This is a genomic window from Shewanella sp. SM55 (assembly GCF_025654025.1).
In the GTDB taxonomy this organism is placed as follows: domain Bacteria; phylum Pseudomonadota; class Gammaproteobacteria; order Enterobacterales; family Shewanellaceae; genus Shewanella; species Shewanella oncorhynchi.
In genome coordinates, this window is sequence record NZ_JAKKRS010000013.1 from 45,497 (window position 1) to 66,313 (window position 20,817).

General features: G+C 44.4%; 18 protein-coding genes and 1 riboswitch. Of the genes, 13 read left to right on the plus strand and 5 right to left on the minus strand.

The features are described 5' to 3' along the window. Positions 1–176 precede the first annotated feature (176 nt). From L5L91_RS15830 to L5L91_RS15850, 5 genes are all read left to right on the plus strand, one after another. On the plus strand, positions 177–608 hold the full coding sequence (locus tag L5L91_RS15830; protein WP_263237093.1) for a hypothetical protein: 432 nt from the start codon (positions 177–179) through the stop codon (positions 606–608). A 39-nt stretch (positions 609–647) separates the two neighbouring features. Continuing rightward, a complete protein-coding gene (locus L5L91_RS15835; protein WP_263183191.1) occupies positions 648–1,436 on the plus strand; it encodes a hypothetical protein in 789 nt (262 codons plus the stop codon). A 2-nt stretch (positions 1,437–1,438) separates the two neighbouring features. Further along, positions 1,439–1,900: a hypothetical protein gene (locus tag L5L91_RS15840; RefSeq protein WP_263237095.1), complete on the plus strand. Its 462-nt coding sequence runs from the start codon at positions 1,439–1,441 to the stop codon at positions 1,898–1,900. Between the two features lie 64 nt (positions 1,901–1,964). Beyond that, positions 1,965–3,269, plus strand: a complete 1,305-nt coding sequence (locus L5L91_RS15845) for a hypothetical protein (RefSeq protein ID WP_263183193.1) — start codon at positions 1,965–1,967, stop codon at positions 3,267–3,269. A gap of 374 nt (positions 3,270–3,643) precedes the next feature. Continuing rightward, positions 3,644–5,377 carry a hypothetical protein gene (locus L5L91_RS15850; protein WP_263237098.1) on the plus strand — a complete coding sequence of 578 codons (1,734 nt, stop codon included), beginning with the start codon at positions 3,644–3,646 and terminating at the stop codon, positions 5,375–5,377. 130 nt (positions 5,378–5,507) lie between these two features. Here the strand turns inward: L5L91_RS15850 and L5L91_RS15855 are convergent, their stop codons facing one another. Continuing rightward, positions 5,508–5,864, minus strand: a complete 357-nt coding sequence (locus tag L5L91_RS15855) for a hypothetical protein (protein WP_263237099.1) — start codon at positions 5,862–5,864, stop codon at positions 5,508–5,510. 548 nt (positions 5,865–6,412) lie between these two features. Here L5L91_RS15855 and L5L91_RS15860 point away from each other — a divergent pair. The 3 genes from L5L91_RS15860 to L5L91_RS15870 all read left to right on the plus strand — a co-directional run bounded on the left by L5L91_RS15860 (position 6,413) and on the right by L5L91_RS15870 (position 11,242). Continuing rightward, positions 6,413–7,663, plus strand: a complete 1,251-nt coding sequence (locus L5L91_RS15860; protein WP_105250986.1) for a dicarboxylate/amino acid:cation symporter — start codon at positions 6,413–6,415, stop codon at positions 7,661–7,663. Between the two features lie 272 nt (positions 7,664–7,935). Further along, complete coding sequence (locus L5L91_RS15865; protein ID WP_173242572.1) at positions 7,936–9,072, plus strand: FUSC family protein; 1,137 nt, start codon at positions 7,936–7,938, stop codon at positions 9,070–9,072. 133 nt (positions 9,073–9,205) lie between these two features. Then, a complete protein-coding gene (locus L5L91_RS15870; RefSeq protein WP_263237100.1) occupies positions 9,206–11,242 on the plus strand; it encodes a M14 family metallopeptidase in 2,037 nt (678 codons plus the stop codon). Positions 11,243–11,268: 26 nt separating this feature from the next. Here L5L91_RS15870 and L5L91_RS15875 read toward each other — a convergent pair whose 3' ends face one another. Continuing rightward, positions 11,269–12,036: a class I SAM-dependent methyltransferase gene (locus L5L91_RS15875; RefSeq protein WP_263183199.1), complete on the minus strand. Its 768-nt coding sequence runs from the start codon at positions 12,034–12,036 to the stop codon at positions 11,269–11,271. 269 nt (positions 12,037–12,305) lie between these two features. On the opposite strand from L5L91_RS15875, the gene L5L91_RS15880 reads away from it, so the two are divergent. The 3 genes from L5L91_RS15880 (at position 12,306) to L5L91_RS15890 (ending at position 14,685) form a co-directional block, all read left to right on the plus strand. Next, positions 12,306–13,091 (plus strand): hypothetical protein, encoded by a 786-nt coding sequence (locus tag L5L91_RS15880; protein WP_263183200.1) that lies wholly within the window; start codon positions 12,306–12,308, stop codon positions 13,089–13,091. Between the two features lie 309 nt (positions 13,092–13,400). Continuing rightward, on the plus strand, positions 13,401–13,871 hold the full coding sequence (locus L5L91_RS15885; RefSeq protein WP_219251733.1) for a hypothetical protein: 471 nt from the start codon (positions 13,401–13,403) through the stop codon (positions 13,869–13,871). Positions 13,872–13,992: 121 nt separating this feature from the next. Continuing rightward, complete coding sequence (locus L5L91_RS15890) at positions 13,993–14,685, plus strand: hypothetical protein (RefSeq protein ID WP_263183203.1); 693 nt, start codon at positions 13,993–13,995, stop codon at positions 14,683–14,685. Between the two features lie 602 nt (positions 14,686–15,287). On the opposite strand, the gene L5L91_RS15895 is transcribed toward L5L91_RS15890, so the two are convergent. Further along, entirely contained in the window at positions 15,288–16,166 is an 879-nt protein-coding gene (locus tag L5L91_RS15895) for a hypothetical protein (protein ID WP_263183204.1), read from the minus strand. 267 nt (positions 16,167–16,433) lie between these two features. Between L5L91_RS15895 and L5L91_RS15900 the strand changes: the two genes are divergently transcribed. After that, positions 16,434–16,586 (plus strand): hypothetical protein, encoded by a 153-nt coding sequence (locus L5L91_RS15900; RefSeq protein WP_263183206.1) that lies wholly within the window; start codon positions 16,434–16,436, stop codon positions 16,584–16,586. On the opposite strand, the gene L5L91_RS15905 is transcribed toward L5L91_RS15900, so the two are convergent. Together L5L91_RS15905 and L5L91_RS15910 are read right to left on the minus strand one after the other, a co-directional pair. Continuing rightward, the gene (locus L5L91_RS15905; RefSeq protein ID WP_263183207.1) at positions 16,583–17,029 is read right to left on the minus strand and encodes a GIY-YIG nuclease family protein; all 447 of its coding nucleotides are present in this window, start codon (positions 17,027–17,029) and stop codon (positions 16,583–16,585) included. The two genes, L5L91_RS15900 and L5L91_RS15905, sit on opposite strands and share 4 nt — an antisense overlap. 11 nt (positions 17,030–17,040) lie before the next feature. Further along, entirely contained in the window at positions 17,041–19,176 is a 2,136-nt protein-coding gene (locus L5L91_RS15910; protein ID WP_263237101.1) for a S9 family peptidase, read from the minus strand. Positions 19,177–19,356: 180 nt separating this feature from the next. Next, positions 19,357–19,588: riboswitch (FMN riboswitch) on the plus strand. Positions 19,589–19,776: 188 nt separating this feature from the next. Here L5L91_RS15910 and ribB point away from each other — a divergent pair. Beyond that, positions 19,777–20,430 carry a 3,4-dihydroxy-2-butanone-4-phosphate synthase gene (gene ribB / locus L5L91_RS15915; RefSeq protein WP_105250977.1) on the plus strand — a complete coding sequence of 218 codons (654 nt, stop codon included), beginning with the start codon at positions 19,777–19,779 and terminating at the stop codon, positions 20,428–20,430. Positions 20,431–20,817: the final 387 nt, after the last annotated feature.

Below are 20,817 nucleotides of genomic sequence, written 5' to 3' on the forward strand. Positions count from 1 at the left end.
ACTAAATGCAGTATCAAATAACAAATCAGAAACAAGTTAATACTTTAGCGTGATTGTGATGATGAACTCTACACGCAAAAATAACTGACGAAAAAAACAGGCTAACAACATATTAGATGTCAATCGCTTAGCCTGTCTGTTAGCCGAGATTCACTTTCATCACCAGGACGTTTATTTTGCGACTAACCCACTCCGCCCGAACTCTATCCATAATCGTCCTTTTATTTATGCCGCTATGTGTGCAAGCAGTAAATCAAAAATTAGACGATGAATTAACACAACGCTGCTTAGGTACTTTCGATTTTATTAAGACCCAAGACCTAGCGGCTTTTATCGCTCTTATGCCATACGCACCAACTCAAAAAGAACAGGAATATGCTGGCGAGATTTTGCAACGCTCCCACAAGCGCTGGTATGTTGACCGAACCATGGATGAAATTACTCCCAAAGGAGTGAGCTATAGCACAGCAGACGAATTTAAACGGCAAAAAGGCGCTATCCAAGAAGCAAGAGTTAAACTGCTGATCACCAGCCCCAATAATCAAGCCTCGGTCAGTTGCAAATTTGTCGAAACACCAAAAGGTTGGTTCCTCTCCAAATTGCCGTAAGTGACCTAAAACAGACAACGACATAAAGGCAAGGTAGTGATGCAGTATTCGCAATTATCTAAAAAAGCTCAAAGATTTATCAATCCTGATGGATTACCTGAACAGCTTCGCCTTGCAACTAAGAGCCATTATGTTCGTCGAGGGTTAGCATTATTGGGACTATTGCCACTTTCGGCATCTCTTATCATGACGATCACCCTCGACGGCGGTGAGCAGACTTTTTACCAGTTTATGGTGGCATTGTTGCTACCTGTAGTGCTCATTCTCTGGGCGCTCAAGCAGCATTTAGTGCTCGATAATCCAAGTCAGCAACGCTTTGTACAATCACAATTTTTGGGGTATCACTTCGAAAAAGCCTACCTAGCACCACTGAAATCTACTGAGTTACTATTGCGCCACGATAGTTACAACAGAAACCAATATGAGCTTAAGTTGCATAATCTTGTGTACTCCATCGGCAGTTTAACCGATACCACTCAAGCTATGATGTTCTTTGTACAGACATTTAATCTTCCTGCCAAAGAGCAAATCACCCAATTTCCCAATATCCGTGAGCTAGACATACTCTCATCGAATGAACCACTTATCGCGTCACTCTCGCTAAATGATCAGAATAAACCGCTAGTGCAAGAGGTCGACACCATCAACACGGTCGATGGATATAGCGCACAAGCGATTGACGCTAAAGAGAATGACAATCCTACTCATCGTCCGCCTTCGGCAGATATCGAACCACTTTGGCACCCCAAATTAATACTTAAACTGTTTTATCCGCTGCCATTTATTATGGTGTTTGGCTTTGCGATGAAGTTTATTGGAAGCCTATAGCGATGCACTTTAAACAACTCTCACCGACCATAGCAATCATGGCTAAAACTCGAGCACAAAGCATTGGGCGCTGGATTTTTGCAAGCCTAGTCGCTTCAATCACCTTATTTAACGCACTAGGTTTTGAACATTGGTCCTATGGCGAAGTGATTATCTGGTCATTCATTGCACTTCTTAGTTGGCATCTGCTATTTGCTCGAAGGCGTATTCAGATTGATCTCGAACGACAACTGATCACCACTAAAGTCAGTTCGCTCTATCCGCTAACTCAACAAGTCATCCCCATCAACCACATCGCAGCATTTCAAATACGGCAACGTCTCGGCCAGCCCCATGGGTATGATTTGTTGATAGTGATGGATACTCAAATTGAACCATTGAAATTTCAATATGGTGACTTGCACCAAATACAGGCGATAGGTAAGCAATTATCAACATTTTGCAATGTTCCCCTGCTTAGCTAACTGGAACCTACTATGTATGTTTTAAAATAATCTGAAAATTGAAGCTAAACGGATATTGATACTTATGGAAAAGATAAGAATTATTGCACTGTGTAGTTTACTTGCCTGCAGTATTTTTCCTGCTAGCGCCGCACAGGATAGAGATCAGGCTTTGGCGACTTTTGACAGCCAAACAGTACCACTCATAGAGCAAGCCATTGCATTAGGGGAAACAGCGCCTGAGGACAAAATTGACGATGCGTTAGATCGTCATCAAGGCGATGCACTTGCCGTTATAAGGGAAGGCATTCCTCAACGTCTGGCGATTAAGGCAAAGCAACAGCTTACGTTAGCGAATGAGTACCTTAGGTATTTTAAAGAATTACAGCAGCAAGTTCCGCATGCGAGTCAATGCCATCAACCAGAGCTTGTGGCAGATTTCAGAACACAAATCAAAGAGCTCAACGCCTATGTGGATAGGCTCAACACTTACCCTAAACTCCAAAACCTAGGCGACGCTTTTCCAACCTTAATGGACATGAATATTAATCAGGCACGGGTAAACACCTTAACGAGTCTGTTTCATCGATTTCGGCTCTGTGTTTTAGGCGATGATACACCAGCTATTGTCGATGGACTCACAGGCGAGAAAGGGGATGCAATAGCCAACGCCTTGATCAATGCATTTGCTGCTAAACAGGGCTTGCCCCACCCAACTGCATCACAAAATATGGCAGATGAAATGGCTAAAGATGATGCGCCAATACTCGATGATATGGGAGATGAACAAGCCCTCGAAGAGGATATTGGGCCAGACAATAGCGAGTCTGATGAGCCTGAAACGGAGCTCGCTACTGAAATTTCACAACCGATATCCGCCGTTAAATTCAGCAATATGCCACTTAATGACTGCATCCAAAAACAAACTAAACTCTTCACTATTCAGCAGAGCCAAGAACTCAGTCTGCTTAACTGCCAATTTAACCCCACAGACATAGTGACGTTGCAAGATCTCAGCGCCTTTAACAATCTCGACACCCTAAGCTTAAAAGGTGGCACGCTCAGCACACTCGGTAATCTGAACAGTAATAATCTTAAAACCTTAATGCTGACCGATATGAAGGTCACTGACTTTTCGGGTAAAAACATAAAACTCGATAGCCTGTTCCTCAGCCGCATTAGCTCAAATAATTGGCCAAGCTTAATCGAACTTAACGTCCAGACCATCAGCATTGACAAAACAGTGAATTGCGCTGAACTCAAAACATTATTGGCATCAAAAAAGCTTATTCCTATCCATCCTGGACTGAGTCCAACAGAAATGGCAGAACGTATGCAACAAGCAGAAACCAATGGCATACCGCTGTTAATGCTGGAATGTGCGATCTAACCAGCTCAAGTCTCTCATTAAAATCTTCAAGCTAAGTATGCACCTTTCATACTTTTGCATACTTGTTTGATTTTTAAACAGAAAGGAAAATACACAAGCAATTAACACTAGCACAACAGTCGCCTGAGTTAATTACAGGATTGGATGTTAAGTCGTAGCGAAAGGGATTTCTCTAAAAAATGGTAAACGTCTCATCAAAAGCGTTCTCAATTACTATCCGCTATTGCCTACCCCGTCATCGTACCCAATGTAAAGCTAATCACATTTGAACAATAGAAAAACGCTCCAAGATATTGATTCATATTAAAATAAAATAGACACAGCTTAAATAATGGCGATGGAAGTTGCCGAGTATATTCACGTAAGGATACAAGATGTTTAAACCTAAACTGCTCTCTTTGCTTATCGCCACCAGTTTGCTGACGGCATGTTCTGGCTCGGACGATAAAGATGATACAACACCGATCCCAGAGCCGACGCCACCCACAGAATACGCACATAAAGTCACAGGTCAGGTCACTTATATCGGCGCTATCGCGGGGGCCAACGTGTGCGTCGATCTTAACCAGGATTTAAGCTGCTCTGAGGGCGAACCTAGCACAACGACGGATACCGATGGTAAATATCAAATAGATTGGAAAAGCGAGACCGAAAAACCTAACTATTACCTGTTGGCCAATTGGATTGATAACGCGGCGTCATCTGCACGCTCAGCATTGGCGATGAGCTCCGCCGCAGCTAACACCAACGCCACCACTGGCGGCATGAATATCGTTGCCCTGCCCGATCATGCGGGTCATATCAATGCGCTGACTAATATTGAATTTTCACGCTATCGCAAGATGATTGAGGCCGACTTAACGCCACAGCAAGTGATTGAGTTCCGAGCAAAACTAAAAACCTTATACGCCAGTGGATTTAAACAAGTTGAAGCCGATTTATTTAGTCTTTCGCCCGAAATCACCCTGCAACCGACATTTATCGACACGCTGCTGTTACACGATTATCTGCTAAATCTCACCAATGAGCGCACAGTGGAAATTTTGGCAGCCATCGAAGTGTTAATCGCCGCATTTGAAGCCTTCGAGAATTTAATCCTAGGGTATGGATTTGGCACTGATGCTTATCTGCAAACCAATCCTGTTGCCGTCACTAATAAGGTGGAAAGCACCTTAGTGTCCTTCGGTTATATGGAAGCGCCGGTTGATGACAAAGCCATGAACAGTGTTGACTGGGATAATGTGTATAGCAGTATGCACAATCAAGCAGGCGAATTACACGTACTCAGTATACAAACCGTACGCAACAGTCATTTTATCACCTTGGATTATGGTGTTGATAAGCAAAGCCTTACTGGCGTAATCTCAGGTAAAGTCGCTATGCTCATCGAAAAAACATCTCAAGAGGATACTGAAACCGAATGTTGGAATGAGCCGATGCAAAAATGGATTAATTCCACACATAACGATCAAGGTTATGCCAGTAAAGAGCCGATCATCGAGGGCAACCTATTAAAAACCGTCTACGCTGGCACTGATGTCGAAATCCAAATGAATTTTCAGAAGTACCAAAACAGTGCCGCTGACTGGCAAGATTTGCTAGTGAACCTCCCTGCGGATCTTAAACTGGCGCCACTCGCTTGGCCTGCACAGATATATCGTATGGATCTTAAGCAAGTTGCCGATGTGATTTGCCGCAATGAAGCTCCCATCAAACATGAAACTGATGTTGCAACAGCAAGTCAGATGTACTCTAAGCTGCTAGTGCAACTCTTCTGGTCGTACGCTTACCCTGACGGGTATATTCAAGATACGCCCAATAAGTTCACTCTTCTCGATAGTTTCGGCCAACCCGAAGCGCAATATGAATGGGGCATTAGTACCAGTCCAAGTAATGAGCAGCTGTTGACCATAACTCAAATAGTTGAAGACCCTATTGAGCGCGAAATGGTTAGTGCACACTACTACCTAGTCAGCCCTTACTTGCTGACCGAAGTTGAGCTAAACAAGGCTTTTGATACATCAGTAAATAAACAGTTTTATCGCTTCACCTACGACAGCAGTTTCAGCAATACGCTGTACAACCACTTTAAGTCCTTAGCAAAGTAAACCTTAATCCATCCGAGCCCCTGAAGTGACATTTCGGGGCGTTTATCTGGGCTCATCTTAAGTGGCTAAGCGCCAAGGTAACGTAGGGGTGACTCGTCACCCATAGCGCCATCAAGCAAATTAGCACCGATTAAAGGCTTATAAACGCATCTCGCTCATAGTAAAAGATAATAGCTTCAAGCAGTTCCTGTTCACTGGGCTGAGCTTTTTGCTGCTTAAGATTATCGATTACATCCTCGATTTGATCCATATTGAGCAGATAGCAATAACCATTGTTTATCAGACTATCTTCAAACTCATCGATTTCTTCATTAGACCAATCCCTCATATCATCGACAATTGGCAGTAGCTGCGTGGTCAATTGGAAAGTTTCATTTTCCGCAGTATCTTGATAAACAAGCCAATATTGTAAGCCTCGCTGAGTAATACACTTATTAATCCAGTTTTTTAACGGCTCTGATTCGCCAAGGAATGATCCTATATCCACCAATGTCTCCTTCATATTAACGTCAGAGTGACATGTTAACTTGCTTAAAAAACATAAGTCTATGGCTTTAAGTTAATCTGCTCCTTCCAATCACTTGCAGTCAGTTCATCCATAAATAATGGAAAAAACGGGTTGTATACCACAGAAAAAACTACGCAAAGGTTAAAATTGATACTTTCAACAGTCGTTATATCTACCCAACGCGACTCTGCAACCCAACGCAAAATCACAATTCATCAATCCAGAAGTTAAAAAAACACAATAAAATAAGCTTTATTCATTTTTAAGCGCATAAATTTAAGCATTTCTCATTTAACGTTAACGTGATTTAGACTTTGGTTATTTTGAAACCAAGGTTGGTGATGTTTCACAATCCCCTACTATGCAATTGTGGTACTTTAGCCGGACAAAGATGTCGGGCATTTGCCTTTAACATAGAGTGAACCTTTAGCCTAGAGTAAGCCTTAATCATTAAAGCTTGAGTCGTCTAGGTTCAAATCGTCTGTGCATGACACAAAATGCTGCGGCAACTGGGGAGTTTCGCAAGAATGAAGAGCAAGAGTTTATTAGGTAACATTGGTGTGCAAGTGGTTATTGCCATGATTATCGGCGCACTGGTGGGTTTTATCATGGGCGAGAGTGCAAGCGTGTTTGCACCACTCGGAACCATTTTCATCCATTTAATCAAAATGCTCGTGATACCACTGGTATTGGTTTCTATCATCAGCGGCGCGGCGAGCTTAGGTGACAGCCCATCGGCGGGTAAGATTGGCATTGGCACTTTCGGCTTTTTTATTGTCACGTCGGGCTTTGCCGTTGTGCTTGCACTCTTGATGGGTAATCTGTTCCAACCGGGTGCAGGCGTTGATTTTACCGCCCACAGCAGCACAGACTTGATGGAAGTAACCAAGGAACATGGCGCATTACCCGGGGTAATGGATACCTTTATCGGCATGATCCCAACCAATGTGTTCGAGTCGCTGAACGGCGGTAACATATTACAAATCTTAGTCTTTAGTATCTTCTTCGGCATCGCACTGACTAAAGTTAAAGGCGATGGCGCTAAGCCTATTTTGGCCGCACTCAACACAGTCGTCGATGCATTTGTGTGGATGATCAACTGCGTGATGATCATTGCCCCTATCGGTGTATTTGGTTTGATGGCCGATTCTGTCGGCACTTTCGGTTTCGATGCACTAGAAGTCGTGTTTAAGTTATTCGCCGTGTTTGTGGCTGCGATTCTGATCTACGGCTTTATCTTCTTCCCATTAGTGGTGCAACTCTTCTCAAGAGTGTCGGCGCGCCAGTTTATTTCGGCAATGAAGAAGCCGCAGGTAATGGCCTTATCGACCGCCTCTTCAATGGCGACTCTGCCAGTGAATATGGAAACCTGTGAGGAAGATCTTAAAGTCTCTAAGGCAACCACGGCTTTTGTATTGCCGTTAGGCGCCACCATTAATATGAGCGGCAACGCGATTTATTATGGTTTAGTGGCCATGTTCTTCGCCCAAATGTATAACGTTGATCTGTCGATGACAGCCTATGCGGCCATCATTTTCACCTCAACCTTAGGTGCAATTGGTCAAGCTGGTGTGCCGGGCCCATCCTTCTTAGTGGTGGCAGTGCTGTTAGCTGCAGGAATTCCTATCGATGGTTTACCTTTGCTGTTTGCGTTAGACAGGGTTTTTGACATGATCCGTACCGCACTCAATATCACTGGCGATGCTGCTTGTGCCTTGATCATGGATAAATACACAGAAGTTGATGTTAAAGCGGATAGTGAGCGCAGCTTAAGCTAACTCAAACACTTTGAATATCGGCTTGAATAGGCAACGCTTATTCAAGCCTTTTTTATCTGCAGCACGGTATAATGGCCAGCCTCTACACGCATCAGTTAAGCCTATTTAATCTGAGTGTTAATGTGATCTCTCCCGCGCCATCCACTAAGCTCAATTTGCTAGATTTCGCAATTTACATTTCTTTATGGCGCTATGGCCGCAAGTGACACGGTTTTTCTGCGATACTGCTACCAGATTAACATCGCTAAGTTAGCTCAAAGGAATTTTGCCCTATGTCTGTATTTGCCCCAGCCACACCCTTTGCCGACTTTATCTATCGCCATTTCCGCTCAATCCACGCCCTAAAGCTCGGGCTAGCCTTACTCGTTGCTGTCACTATTAATGCCATTTGGGCGCCACCGCATTTTATTTGGAGCATGGTCACGATAGTGATCATTATGATGAGTTTACCTCAAGTAGGCGGCGCGATTGAAAAGTCGCTACAAAGGGCTATAGGCACTTGTTTAGGCTCAGCTTATGGGGTGATGTTAGTTGCCACAGTGGACAGTTATTGGCTAATCATGAGCCTGCTGATCTTAGCCGTTAGCTTGATTTGTTTTATCTCGGCCGGACGTTACAGCTATGCCTATTTAGTGGCCGGATTTACCATCATAATCGTCGTCGGCGACGCCAACCATGACACCTCTGAGGCACTATGGCGCACGGCCAATATCCTCTCCGGCTGCGTGATTGCTATTTTGGTCTCACTGTTCATTTTTCCGATTAAAGCTAAACAAGATTGGCGCTCCCAACTCACCCATGCCATCGACAATATGGCCGAAGTCTTAGCCGAGCATCTTAAGGCGCCCGCCAATCATGAGCTTGATTTTCGCGCTAGACTGGAGGCTGCGATGAAGGCCGTACTCACTCAAAAGAAACTGTTTTTCTCCTTGGAATGGGAAAGTCAAACCCTCAAAAAACACAAAGTGCTACTGTCGCAGTTAGCCAATAAACAAGTGCGCTTAATCACCTTACTCGAACTCTTACCCTTAACCCGCTGGCAGGAAGAAGACAAAGACGCCTATCTGCAGATTAATGCGGTTGCCTCTGAGCTTGCCTTCTATTTGCAACAACTTGCAGAATTTGTAGCGGGTAAAGCTCAACAATTGCCGACACTGCCAGAATGTTTAGATCAAGAATTACAACACAGACTCCAGCTTGCCCTAGTTGCAGCCACTCAAGCATCAACCGCAGATCCAGTGACAGCCGTAAACGACCAAGTGCCGCAGGGATTTGCGCTCACAGGTTATAGCTGGCTGATTTATCAGCTCGCGATTGCCGTCGAAGCACTTTATAAAGACATTGCCATTATCGACATTGCCTATCACAAGCGGCCAGCTTCTCAGATAACGCCCAACAAAACGGCTTAGTCGATTTTCCCATTCCGCTTAGTGCTTAAATCCATGTCAGAAATACCGGATAACCCTTAACCGCCCTTGCGTTAACGGGGCGTTTAATGAAAAGATACCGTCCTAATAAAAATTCGATAGATGGACTCTTTTCATGCGCTTGTTTTCTTTCTCCGTTATCGCCATTGCCTGTCTCTCTACGGGCAATCTGTACCCTGGGAATGCTTTTGCCAATGATGCGAAAACCACAACCCAAACAACTCCGGCAGCCACTATGGCGCAAGCCTCTACCACCGAAACATTGGCAGTTGGCTCCCCAGTAATCACAACGTCACAGGATGCAAGTCCAGCAGCGAATAGCCAAGCAACTGAAACTGCGACTAATGTACTGGCCGATACCACAGTTGCAGCGCCAGAAGCACAACCAGCGCCCATTCCTAAACGAGCCAACACCTTTGTCAACGATGCGATTTTACCGCCAAGCATCACTTGGCATGGTGCCAGCGAATCGCTCATGTTAAGTGTTGATAGCGAGTGGGCGACTCCCTTTGAGCAAAGTGGCGGTATTGAAAGTCCAAGCTACGATGCCACTATCGCTTGGCTCGACAAACTCGCGGGCGAGACAGATAAATTACAAAAGGTGAGCTTAGGTAAGAGCCCACAAGGGCGCGATATTTGGATGTATATCGCCAGCAGTGAAGGCATTAATGAATCGGCACGCCTCAAACAAAACACTAAGCCAACAGTGCTAGTGCAGGCGGGAATTCATGCGGGAGAAATCGACGGTAAAGATGCCGGCATGATGCTGCTACGTGACATTATCCAAGGCGATAAAAGTGCCCTGCTCGATAAAGCTAACCTCTTGTTTGTGCCTATTTTTAGTGTTGATGCCCATGAGCGCAGCGGCGAATTTAATCGTGTAAATCAACGTGGCCCTGTGAATATGGGCTGGCGCACTACGGCTAATAATCTCAACCTTAACCGCGATTATGCTAAGGCCGACAGCTTAGAAATGCAGCACATGCTGCGCGCAATCAACGTATGGCAACCGGATCTGTATATCGATGTGCATGTTACTGACGGCATCGACTATCAATACGATGTTACCTTTGGTTATAACCTTGCCCAAGGCTTAAGCCCTGCGAGCTACCGCTGGCTCGAAAACAGCTACAGACCTGCGGTTGAAGCGGCATTAACGGAACAAGGCCATATTCCCGGCGCACTGATTTTTGCCGTGGATAACGCCGATATTAACAAAGGCATGTCGCTGTGGAATCCAAGCCCGCGCTTCTCTAACGGTTATGGCGATGCTCGCCATTTGCCCACCATTCTGGTTGAAAACCACAGCCTAAAGCCCTTTAAGCAAAGGGTGCTCGGCACTTATGTGATGTTAGCGCAAACCCTCAAAACCGTGGGTGAACAGGCGACGAAACTTAAGAGTGCGATTCAAGAAGATAAATACCGCGCCTCACCGCTAATCACCCTTACTTGGAAATTAGCACCATTAGAAAAAGGCTGGGATTTTAAAGGCATAGATTATCAACTTGAAAAGAGCCCCATCAGTGGCGCTGAAGTTGTGCGCTGGACAGGTGAACCTAAGCTTTACCCTAACTTGCCTGTGATGGCTGAAACAGTGCCCGACATTAAGGTCACTCGTCCGAGTGCTTACTATATTCCAGCGCAATGGACTCAAGTGATTGATCGTCTTAACGTGCATGGCATTCGCATGACCACGCTCAAAAAGCCAACCGAGTTGAAATTGCAGCAATATACCCTCAGCAATCCCGTGTTTAACACTAAGGATTTTGAGGGCCGCCAAACGGTCAAAGCCGAGTCAGAGTTAACCAAAGTCAGCACAACTCTGCCCGCTGGCACCATTAAAATCAGTACGGATCAACCGCTAGGTGATCTGGCGATTTTACTGCTTGAGCCGCAATCACCAGATTCTTTACTGCAATGGGGTTTCTTCAATCCTATCTTCACTCGTACTGAATACATTGAAGATTATGCGGTAGAGCCACTGGCGGCCAAGATGCTAAAAGATGATCCTAAGCTACAAGCTGAGTTCGACAAAGCACTGACCAATGCCGAGTTTGCCGCCGATCCTGAGGCACGCCTACGCTGGTTCTATGAACGCAGCCCTTACTACGACAACCAATACCTTAAGTATCCGGTTTACCGTAGTCGCTGATCATCGCGATTACAAAACGGCAGTGATTAAGCGGGCTTACGCGCGCTGATGCTATACACCAAGGGCACCTTCTGCCCTTGGTGTGTTAACACATAACGACCATCTTCTTGCGCTTCGAGCCCTTCAAAGCAGTTGTAGGGGCTGAAATCAAATTCGTGGAAAAACTCCAACACTAAGCCCGCCTGCAATAACGCATTGATCACTTCAGATAAACTGTGCGACCAGCACATTAAGGTTTGCTGATCATCACCGGTATTTTCGGTATATGTGCCTTCCTGCTCTATGTCTGGCTCACCCCGATTAAAATAGCTATAGCCATCGAACAACTGCTGCGCCGGATGAAACTCGGCCATGTAAAACTGTCCGCCGGGTGTTAAACAGTCGGCAACCGTCTGCGCCCATAGGGTTAAATCCGGCAGCCAAACAATGGCACCATAGGACGTAAACACAATATCGTGAGGCTCAACCTTGCTCGCCACACTGTAAACATCGCTACAGATAAACTCGGCGGACAACTGTGTCCGTTCTGCCAGCTTTTGCGCTTCAACAATCGCGACCTCTGACAAATCGACGCCAGTGACTCTCGATCCCATTCGCGCCCACGACAAGGTGTCTAAGCCGAAATGACATTGCAGATGCAGCAAACTTTTACCTGCAACCTCGAGTTCACCTAGCTCAATTTCCCGCAGCGAAGTCTTACCACTAAGAAAGCCCGCCACATCATAAAAATCAGAAGTTAAATGTACCCGAGTGCGCGCATCCCAAGCCGTTTTGTTTGTTGTTAAATAATCCATCAGCATCCCTTCTTGTCTTTTTTGTATTTTTGATTCCGCGTGACTTACGGAGCTTAAACTAACTTAATAAATGAGCAATTTCACTAATCTATGAGTAAATCACCCATGTAGCGGACATGTCCGCACAGTTAACCTCGGACACTTTCAGCTTAACCAATTGATTATAAATGAAACTTAAAATTGGCATGGGCTGTGCAATGTCTTACACATCGCAAGACGACTCAGCACTCACCCAAAAAATCGAGTGCCAGATAAACAAGGAAGCTAACATGTCACTACGCCCATTTATATTCACCCTCGCTTTTATAGTGTTTTTTACTGCTGGGGTATCGCTCACTGGCTGCATTCTTAATGTGAACGCAGCAGGCATGCCAGACTTAGACCACCAACAACGCGAACTCACACTCGATAGCCAAGACTTACAAGGCCTGATTGCAGAAACTGGCGCAGGCAGTTTGGAAATTATCGGTGTCAAAGGCCTTAGCCAAATTAAACTCGTCGCCGACATCTATAGCAATAAGGACGGCAACGATGACAGCAAAGTCATTCTCACCCTTGAGAAAAAAGCCAATAAAGCCAAGCTCAAGGCCAACTTTGAGCAAACAGATTCTAACAATGACTCGCCCTATATAGACCTAAAACTGCAAGTCCCTGCGAACTTTACACTGGATATAGATGACAGTTCAGGGGCTATTTTGATCAACAAGATGACGTCGGACATGAACGTCAAAGACGGTTCGGGTGAACTCACTATCAACGGTGGTAACAATATCAACATAGAGGATGGCTCAGGTGATATTGAAATCAGCCAAATCAACGGCAGCCTAACCATTGAAGATGGCGCTGGTGCCATCAAGGTGACCGATATTCGCGGCAATATCGCAATTGATGACGGCTCGGGCAACATAGAGGTCGCCAATGTGCAAAGTGCTGTGACCATCACAGATGGCTCAGGCAACATTAATGTCTTTAACACTAAGGGATTAACGATTCTTGCGGCAGGTTCTGGCGATGTGACATTTAACAAAATCGACGGCCCAGTAAGCATGCAATAACGCGCCGTTTTACCACTCTACTCCCAAAGGTTTTACCCACTTCCCGGCGTAGAGGCTGATGTTGCAACGGTTCCCAGCCAAGATGTCAGTCTTCTACCCACCCTTTTAAGCGTATGCCCGACTTATGCATTTATGCCACTAACCCCTTGTAGTGGCATTTTTTTATACCGAAATTAAGCTTGAGTTTGCAGAAATGATGTTGATTTTATTCAGACCGTTACGCTTTAACCTTGTGGATTTGCTAAGATTGTCAGCCTTCCCACTTCAATAGTCGAAAAGTCACACTGTATTGCCAGTAAGGTCGAGAATATGGATCAGTTTTCGGAATACCAAAAAGAAATTGAAGCGCTTTCTCTATCGGATAACCCTAGACAGATAATGGAAGGACTAGGGGATATTTGTTTTGATGGCGAATCTTTTTATCGCAACGGCAATAAAGCCCTAGCCAAACACATTTTCAAGCATATTTACGCCTTAGATGCGCACTCAGACTATTTATCACACGCCAGGACTGTCGCAAAAGCCTTTCTTATAACCTTGGAAGAAATTCCCCCTATCTCCCTAGAAGATGTTATTTTACAGATAAAGCATGAGCATGCCTCATTAGCTACACATCAATTAAATCTGCTGATTGCAAAGCGTATTTTTAGGGAATTTAGTCACCATCAAGATGCTATCCACATCACTATGCAATATCTCACCCAAGCCGAGGCACTTACCCCTCTGAGCAAGAGTGACCTTCGCTTTAAAGCTTTAGTCAGCTCAAATAAGAGTGAGTAAAGGGATAGCGTGACAGAATAAATCATCAGAATTTAGAGCCGCTTCTCAAAAGAAATGCAAAAATATACCGGAAAAGATCAACGTTCTGAATTCGACAACCCAATTTTAATTAAGTGATAATATGGACATTTCATCTTTTAAGAAATATATAAAGTTAGCACCAGAAAATGTTTCAGAATGGCAGAGATGGGAAAATTCATTACCTACCTTCGATTCTATATTACCAATATTGGATTATGTATATAACACTGAGTGGCAGCGAGATGATTGGAAAGCCATAATGGCATTCATTCGGAAAGGTTATGTTGAGCAAAATGAATCATCTGAATTGGTTGACGGGATTAAGCATGTAAATATATTCAACTCCAAAGTTATTAATCTAAAAGTTGATGTCGCAATTTCATTAAACTGCTCCATTGTTCGTTCATTAGAGTCAATTAATTTATGCTCAGACTCAGTTGAATCATTAAGTGTGTCCCATGCAAGCAAACTCTCTGAAATTACCGGAAACACCCAGAATTTAAGCTACTTATCTTTAAATAAATGTCAAAAGTTAGATTTTGGTTCTATCATTTCAACGCTGGACAGCGTAAAAATTTTAGACCTCAGTGGAAACCCACAGTTGTCCAGTATTGACGAGTTGCGTGGAAATAAAAATATTTTTGCGTTGTATCTTGTTGAAACAAATGTAATTAAAACTAAAGAGACTGTAGAAATCTTGGCTTCGATACCAAACTTGAAAAAACTTTGGATTAAAGCAAACAAAAAGGAGTTGGAACTTTTAAGAGAAGCCCTACCAGGGATTGTAAATTAAGCATAGAAAAAGGCCGGACATGTAGTTCGAGAGCGCGAAAAGATCTGTGTAAGTGGCATTCTTAAGCTGTTGAATGGAGTTCAGAATACCAATAGCAGACAAACTTATCGCTCAGCAGAAGAAAAAATCGACTCACCCCAATAATAAATCCGGCAATAAACCGGCCAGTGGCATTTTTTTAACTCTCAATTTCTACTTCTCTAACCCCAATGCAGACCAGTCTTTGGTGACGACTAAAGCTTAACCATTTGATTTATTATGAAAGTTAATCGTTAAGCTATTAAGCACTGCCATTCCAGTGACTCGCCGCCCTGTCGTTTAACAAGAAGTGCACCTATAGGCTCGACGGCGGCATCTGCTGCATACAGAAGTGCAAATACCGCGATCACATGGATGTGAAAGAGCGGCCATGCCGCCAACGGTTACTTCCATGACAGTGCTTAATCTCATTAACCTTTGAGTATACCTGTGGCCAAATTGAACAATGAATGCCTTAATAAACTTCACATATAATGTTGCATTCAAGTATGAGCAACATTGCCACTAGCCCCCAACCTTGAACTAAAAATACCAAGCTTTAGGAATCACTCTTAAATGCTTTATTATCTTAATGACTTTCGACCAAACCTCTCATAATCATGGACAATAGCTTCAAACAGTTTTGAACCTACCACTTTATCCACATTATCAATCACATAATTTTCAATCTTTGCAAGCTGTTCTTCTGGGATTTGCTCGTATAGTTCAGATATTTTATTTGCAGCATCCCTGATATAACCATCAAAACCGTCAGGAAAGACATACTGTCTTGGGGATATTGTTCCGCCGCTAATAGCCACACGGCTAGATCGCATTTGTTTCGATTGCTTTGACTTAATTACACCTATAACAATAAACGAAGGTAACTTCGTATAAATGTACGTGCCTTGTGAGTTACCCACAATATCCATGGCAATAGCACGAAGGAAATACCGATTGATGTTTGTTGGAAGACTATCGAAATTTGTTGACTCAATAACATCAAGAGGAAATATGTGTTGCTCAAATTCGTATAAGTTTGAAGATTTACCAAGTAAGAAGTTGGCTAACCCCTCTTCAGCTTTTGCCAACATTTCTAGGTATTCTTGCGGTTTAGTTTCATGGCTATTTTTGCTGCGAACATAAGTAAGTGTTCGCCAAGACAAAGAGGCTGCAAATTTTGACAACCAATTTCCATACACTGCTACTAAACTCGAGTTTTTCATATAAGGGTGGAATATTTTAACCGAAAAAGTTCTTTCCCATGTTGAAAATAAATCTTCGCAAGCTCCACATAACCAATATTCTTTGGCTATATCTTGCTGTCGTTTACTTACTTGATTTCCATCTCTTAAATAACCCGTAATTGAAGTCTTCTTAAGCCACTTTCCTATAAATTTTGGAATAAAATGACTCAACTCAAGCTTCGCTTCTTGATTACATAATTTGCAAACGCCATGCATATAAAAAAGACCTCCATTAAGATAACCTTTGAATAGTGTGCATGCTCGCTTACCTCATTAGAGCAGAGAAAGCGTGCATCGTTAACTATTTGTATCAAAATAAATTAATCAGATTTCTATCACTTTCCTTACACAACAATCTATCAGACAGAATATCCCATGTGCGAGTTACAAACCTATCATATATTGCAATAGGATCATGCCAACTAAGATAGATAGTTCTGTCTGACATTAGGCTTAAGAGAATGCTCTAGGTAACAGGATACTATGCAGTTAGCCAGATTAAGCACTGACATGGAAGTGACCGTTGACGGCATGGATGCCGTCGTCGAGCCTATAGGGACATATTTACGGCGAGTCACTGGAATGACACAGTGCTTAATCATTCCTCGTCACAGAACAAGTATGATGCAGTGTTAACGCTCTAGTAATCCACGCCCTGACTCAATCAACGCCAGCTTTTGAGCACGGCTTAACTTTTTAACTGCAATTTCACGGCGTAGTGCATCGCCGTGACTGCCAACCTGCTCTTGATACATCAGCGTTAATGGACCTTTACCGCGCAGATACTTAGCGGATTTAATGCCACCCGACTGATGCTCGCTAAAACGTCGCGCTACGTTGGTGGTGACACCTGTGTATAAATGCCCGTTGGCGCAGCGGACTAGATACAAGTACCAGAGGGATGCTGATTTTATGGGTGTAGGCTTCAGAGGTACAGGATTTAATGGTACGGGATTCAGCGCATCTTCTGTCGTAGCGACAGCGCTAGCCACTGGGGCAAGTGTATCTGCCACCAGTGACTCATGTTGCTGTAAAGCGCCTCTGTCAGTATTACCTAGGTTGACGGCTGATCCAGTCACTTGCGAATGACCTACTTCGCCATACCTAATAGACTCAAGAAGAAGGCATATTCTTGGGCAGTGTCTTGGTACTGGCGATAACGACCACTCTTACCGCCGTGGCCAGCTTCCATATCCACATTGAATAACAACACCTTATCATCCATCTTGTACCACTTATTCTGTACATCGCGCAGTTTAGCGACCCACTTGGCGGGTTCAAAATACTGCACTTGGGAATCATGCAAACCAGTCGTCACTAACATGTGTGGGTATTCTTGCTCGGTGACATTGTCGTAGGGCGAGTAACTCAACATGTAATCAAAGTAAGTTTTCTCGTTCGGATTGCCCCACTCGTCGTACTCATTGGTCGTCAACGGAATCGACTCGTCCAGCATAGTCGTCACCACATCAACAAAGGGTACATGGGCTGCAAGGGCGAAATACTTATCCGGCGCTTGGTTAGCAATCGCGCCCATTAGCAAACCACCCGCGCTGCCGCCAGAGGCAACTACCTTGTTTTTGTCGCCATAACCTTGCGCCGTTAATGCCGTTGTTACGTCAATAAAATCATTGAAGGTATTCTGCTTATTCAACAGCTTACCATTGTCATACCAAGGGCGACCTAGCATTTCTGAGCCGCGCACATGGGCGATGGCATACACAAAACCGCGGTCGAGCAAACTGATAACGGATGAAGAAAAATCGGGTTCTACTGTGTAACCGTAAGATCCATAACCGTATTGATACAGAGGGTTAGTGCCATCTTTCTTGAATTTATCTTTACGATACACCAAGGAAACGGGCACTTTTGCACCATCGCGGGCCGTCACAAATATCCGTTCGGCACGATATTGGCTGGCATCGAAGCCGCCTAAGACTTGATCTTGTTTCAATAAATCACGTCTATCGGGATTCACCAGCGAATATTCGTATACGGCTTCTGGCGTCGTTAGGCTGGAGTAGAAAATGCGTAACTTATTGCTGTCTTGCTGGGAATTAATCTCTAAACCCATCACATAGGCAGGTTCATCAAAGCTCAACTCGAAGGGCTTTTGACCATTGAGCGGCATCACTTTAATCCGCGTCAGGCCGTTTTCACGGGTCTGAATAATCAGATAATCCTTGAGCACTAACTCGTCTTCGATACGGGCATTGGGATTATGCGCAACCACTTCTTGCCACTTAGATTTGTCCGCCGCATCTTTGATGGCAACTTTCATCAAACGGAAGTTAGTCGCCTGCCAGTTGGTGAGAATGTAATAAGTATCACCCAGTTTAGACACACTGTATTCGTGACCTTCTTCCCGCGCTAACACTGGCTTGAATAAACCTAAAGGCTCGCTGGCATCGAGAATAGACACTTCACTCGTCGTGGTGCTTTCTTGGAACAACACAATTTGCGACTCATCTAAGGTTTTACCAAGTGAAATATAAAATGAATCGTCTTGTTCTTCATACACTAAGACATCGCTCGATTGCTTAGTGCCCAGCTCGTGGCGATACACTTGATAGCCCAGCAAGGTTTTTAGATCTTTGGCGATATAGAACACATGCTTGTTGTCGTTCGCCCACACTACGCGACCTTCGGTATTTTCAAGCACGTCGGTGATCATGTCGCCTGAAGCCAAGTCTTTAAAATAGATGTGATATACACGGCGGCTGAGGACGTCTTCGCCAAAGGCCAACATGGTTTCATCTGGGCTGACACTGGCGCCGCCTAAACCATAAAACTCATGGCCCTTAGCTCGCTCGTTAACATTGAGCATCACTTGCTCAACACCATCGGCGCCCTTACGGCTGATCAGCGGATATTCGCTGCCCTCTTGGTATCTGTGATAGTAGCTGTTCTGATGCCATTGGTACGGCACGCTCGACTCATCGGCGACTAAACGCTCTGTTAACTCTTTATAAAGACCATCTTGCAACGGCTTTAATGGTTTGAAATAAGCCGCGGTATAGCGATTCTCAGCGTTGAGATAGGCCAACACTTTAGGATCCTTGCGCTCATCATCACGCAGCCAATAGTAATCATCGGTACGTGTTACGCCATGTAAAGTCATCACATGGGGAATTTTTTCAGCAACCGGAGCGGGTACTTGCCCTTTGGAGGTCGAACAAGCGGATAACAGCATAGCAATACCTAAAGTGAGTAGCAGAGAGCGCATTTATACGTCCTTGTGACGTCCATAACGACCGTCGAAGAATGCGACGGCAAGTCAATTAGCTTATGTGTTCAGTATGATAGTGGTCAGGTGTGCACTAGCGCAAACATTGAACGCGAGAAGTTGCCATTCGCGGTAAATAAGAGCAACATAACCGCGTTTTTGAGCGCAAATGGCTCAAAAGCAAATTCTCAGGGCGGGGTGAAACTCCCCACCGGCGGTAAATGGGTAACGACTAAGTGATTATTTTGCTGAGCGACACCCAAAGCCCGCGAGCGCCCGAAATCACTTTCGGGGTCAGCAGATCTGGTGCCTTAGATTTTGCCTAGTGCAAAACTGACTATTCCAGAGCCGACGGTAATGGACTGTTTGCTTTAATGGCGACAGTGCTGAGTCCGGATGGAAGAGAATGTAAGACAACATTGTGGTATCTCAGTGCAACGCGCTGATGTATCTCAGTGTTAGCCTCATGTTTTGCAATAACTTCACCCCAAGTGAAGTGATATTGCTACAGCAAAATCGAGCCATTGGGTTTGATTACGTTGTATTTCTGCACGCCCTGATTCTGGATATTCCAATGTCGTTTATTTAAGGATATTAACCATGAATCAGTCTTTACTTGCTCCTTTTGGTACTGCTATCGAACGCGTTGAAGCGGGTCTTAATGCCCTGCGTCAAGGCCAAGGTGTGTTAGTTGTCGATGACGAAGATAGAGAAAACGAAGGCGATTTAATTTTCGCTGCCGAGACGCTGACTAACGCTCAAATGGCCATGCTCATCCGTGAATGTAGCGGTATTGTTTGCCTGTGTTTACCCGATGCAAAAGTCAAAGCCCTCGAGTTGCCCCCTATGGTGGAAAACAACTCGAGCCAATACGGCACGGCGTTTACTGTGAGTATTGAAGCTAAAGTTGGTGTGACTACAGGGGTTTCTGCCGCCGATCGCGTGACCACCATTAAAGCGGCGATTGCCGATGGCGCTAAGCCAAGTGATCTCGCTCGTCCTGGCCATGTGTATCCACTTCGCGCCCAACCGGGTGGGGTATTGACCCGCCGTGGTCACACTGAAGGCACTATTGATTTAATGCAACTCGCGGGTTTAAAAGCCGCTGGCGTATTGTGTGAAGTCACTAACACCGATGGCACTATGGCGCGTTTACCCGAAATTATTGCCTTCGGTGCGCAGCACAATATACCCGTATTAACGATTGAAGATATTGTCGTTTATCGCAAATCATTGCTGGCCAATGTCGGCTAGATAACATGCCAATCGCCTGAATCTAGGGCATTGATTTAAATAGAAGGACGTTTAGCTGCGGCAAACGTCCTTTTTATTTAAGTAGATTTACCGTTAACAATCGCGTTCCACCTAATGCACTAAAAAACCGATGAAAGGTAAAGTTAAACAAGTCATTCTTTCGAATGATGAAATACTGCTTCACATCACAGACAAAGCAAATGCTTGTTTGATAGGTGCAAAATAGGTTAATAAAAATAGTCTCTTAGCATGATATATAACAATTTGCTTAATTTCGTGACCTAGATTAGATATCCATAAACTAAAGGTCGCGGTGGCTGGCCGCCTATGTTAAATATCCTCACCCTGTGCCTAGTCCTATTTGTAACTCGGATTCAACGTTATTAC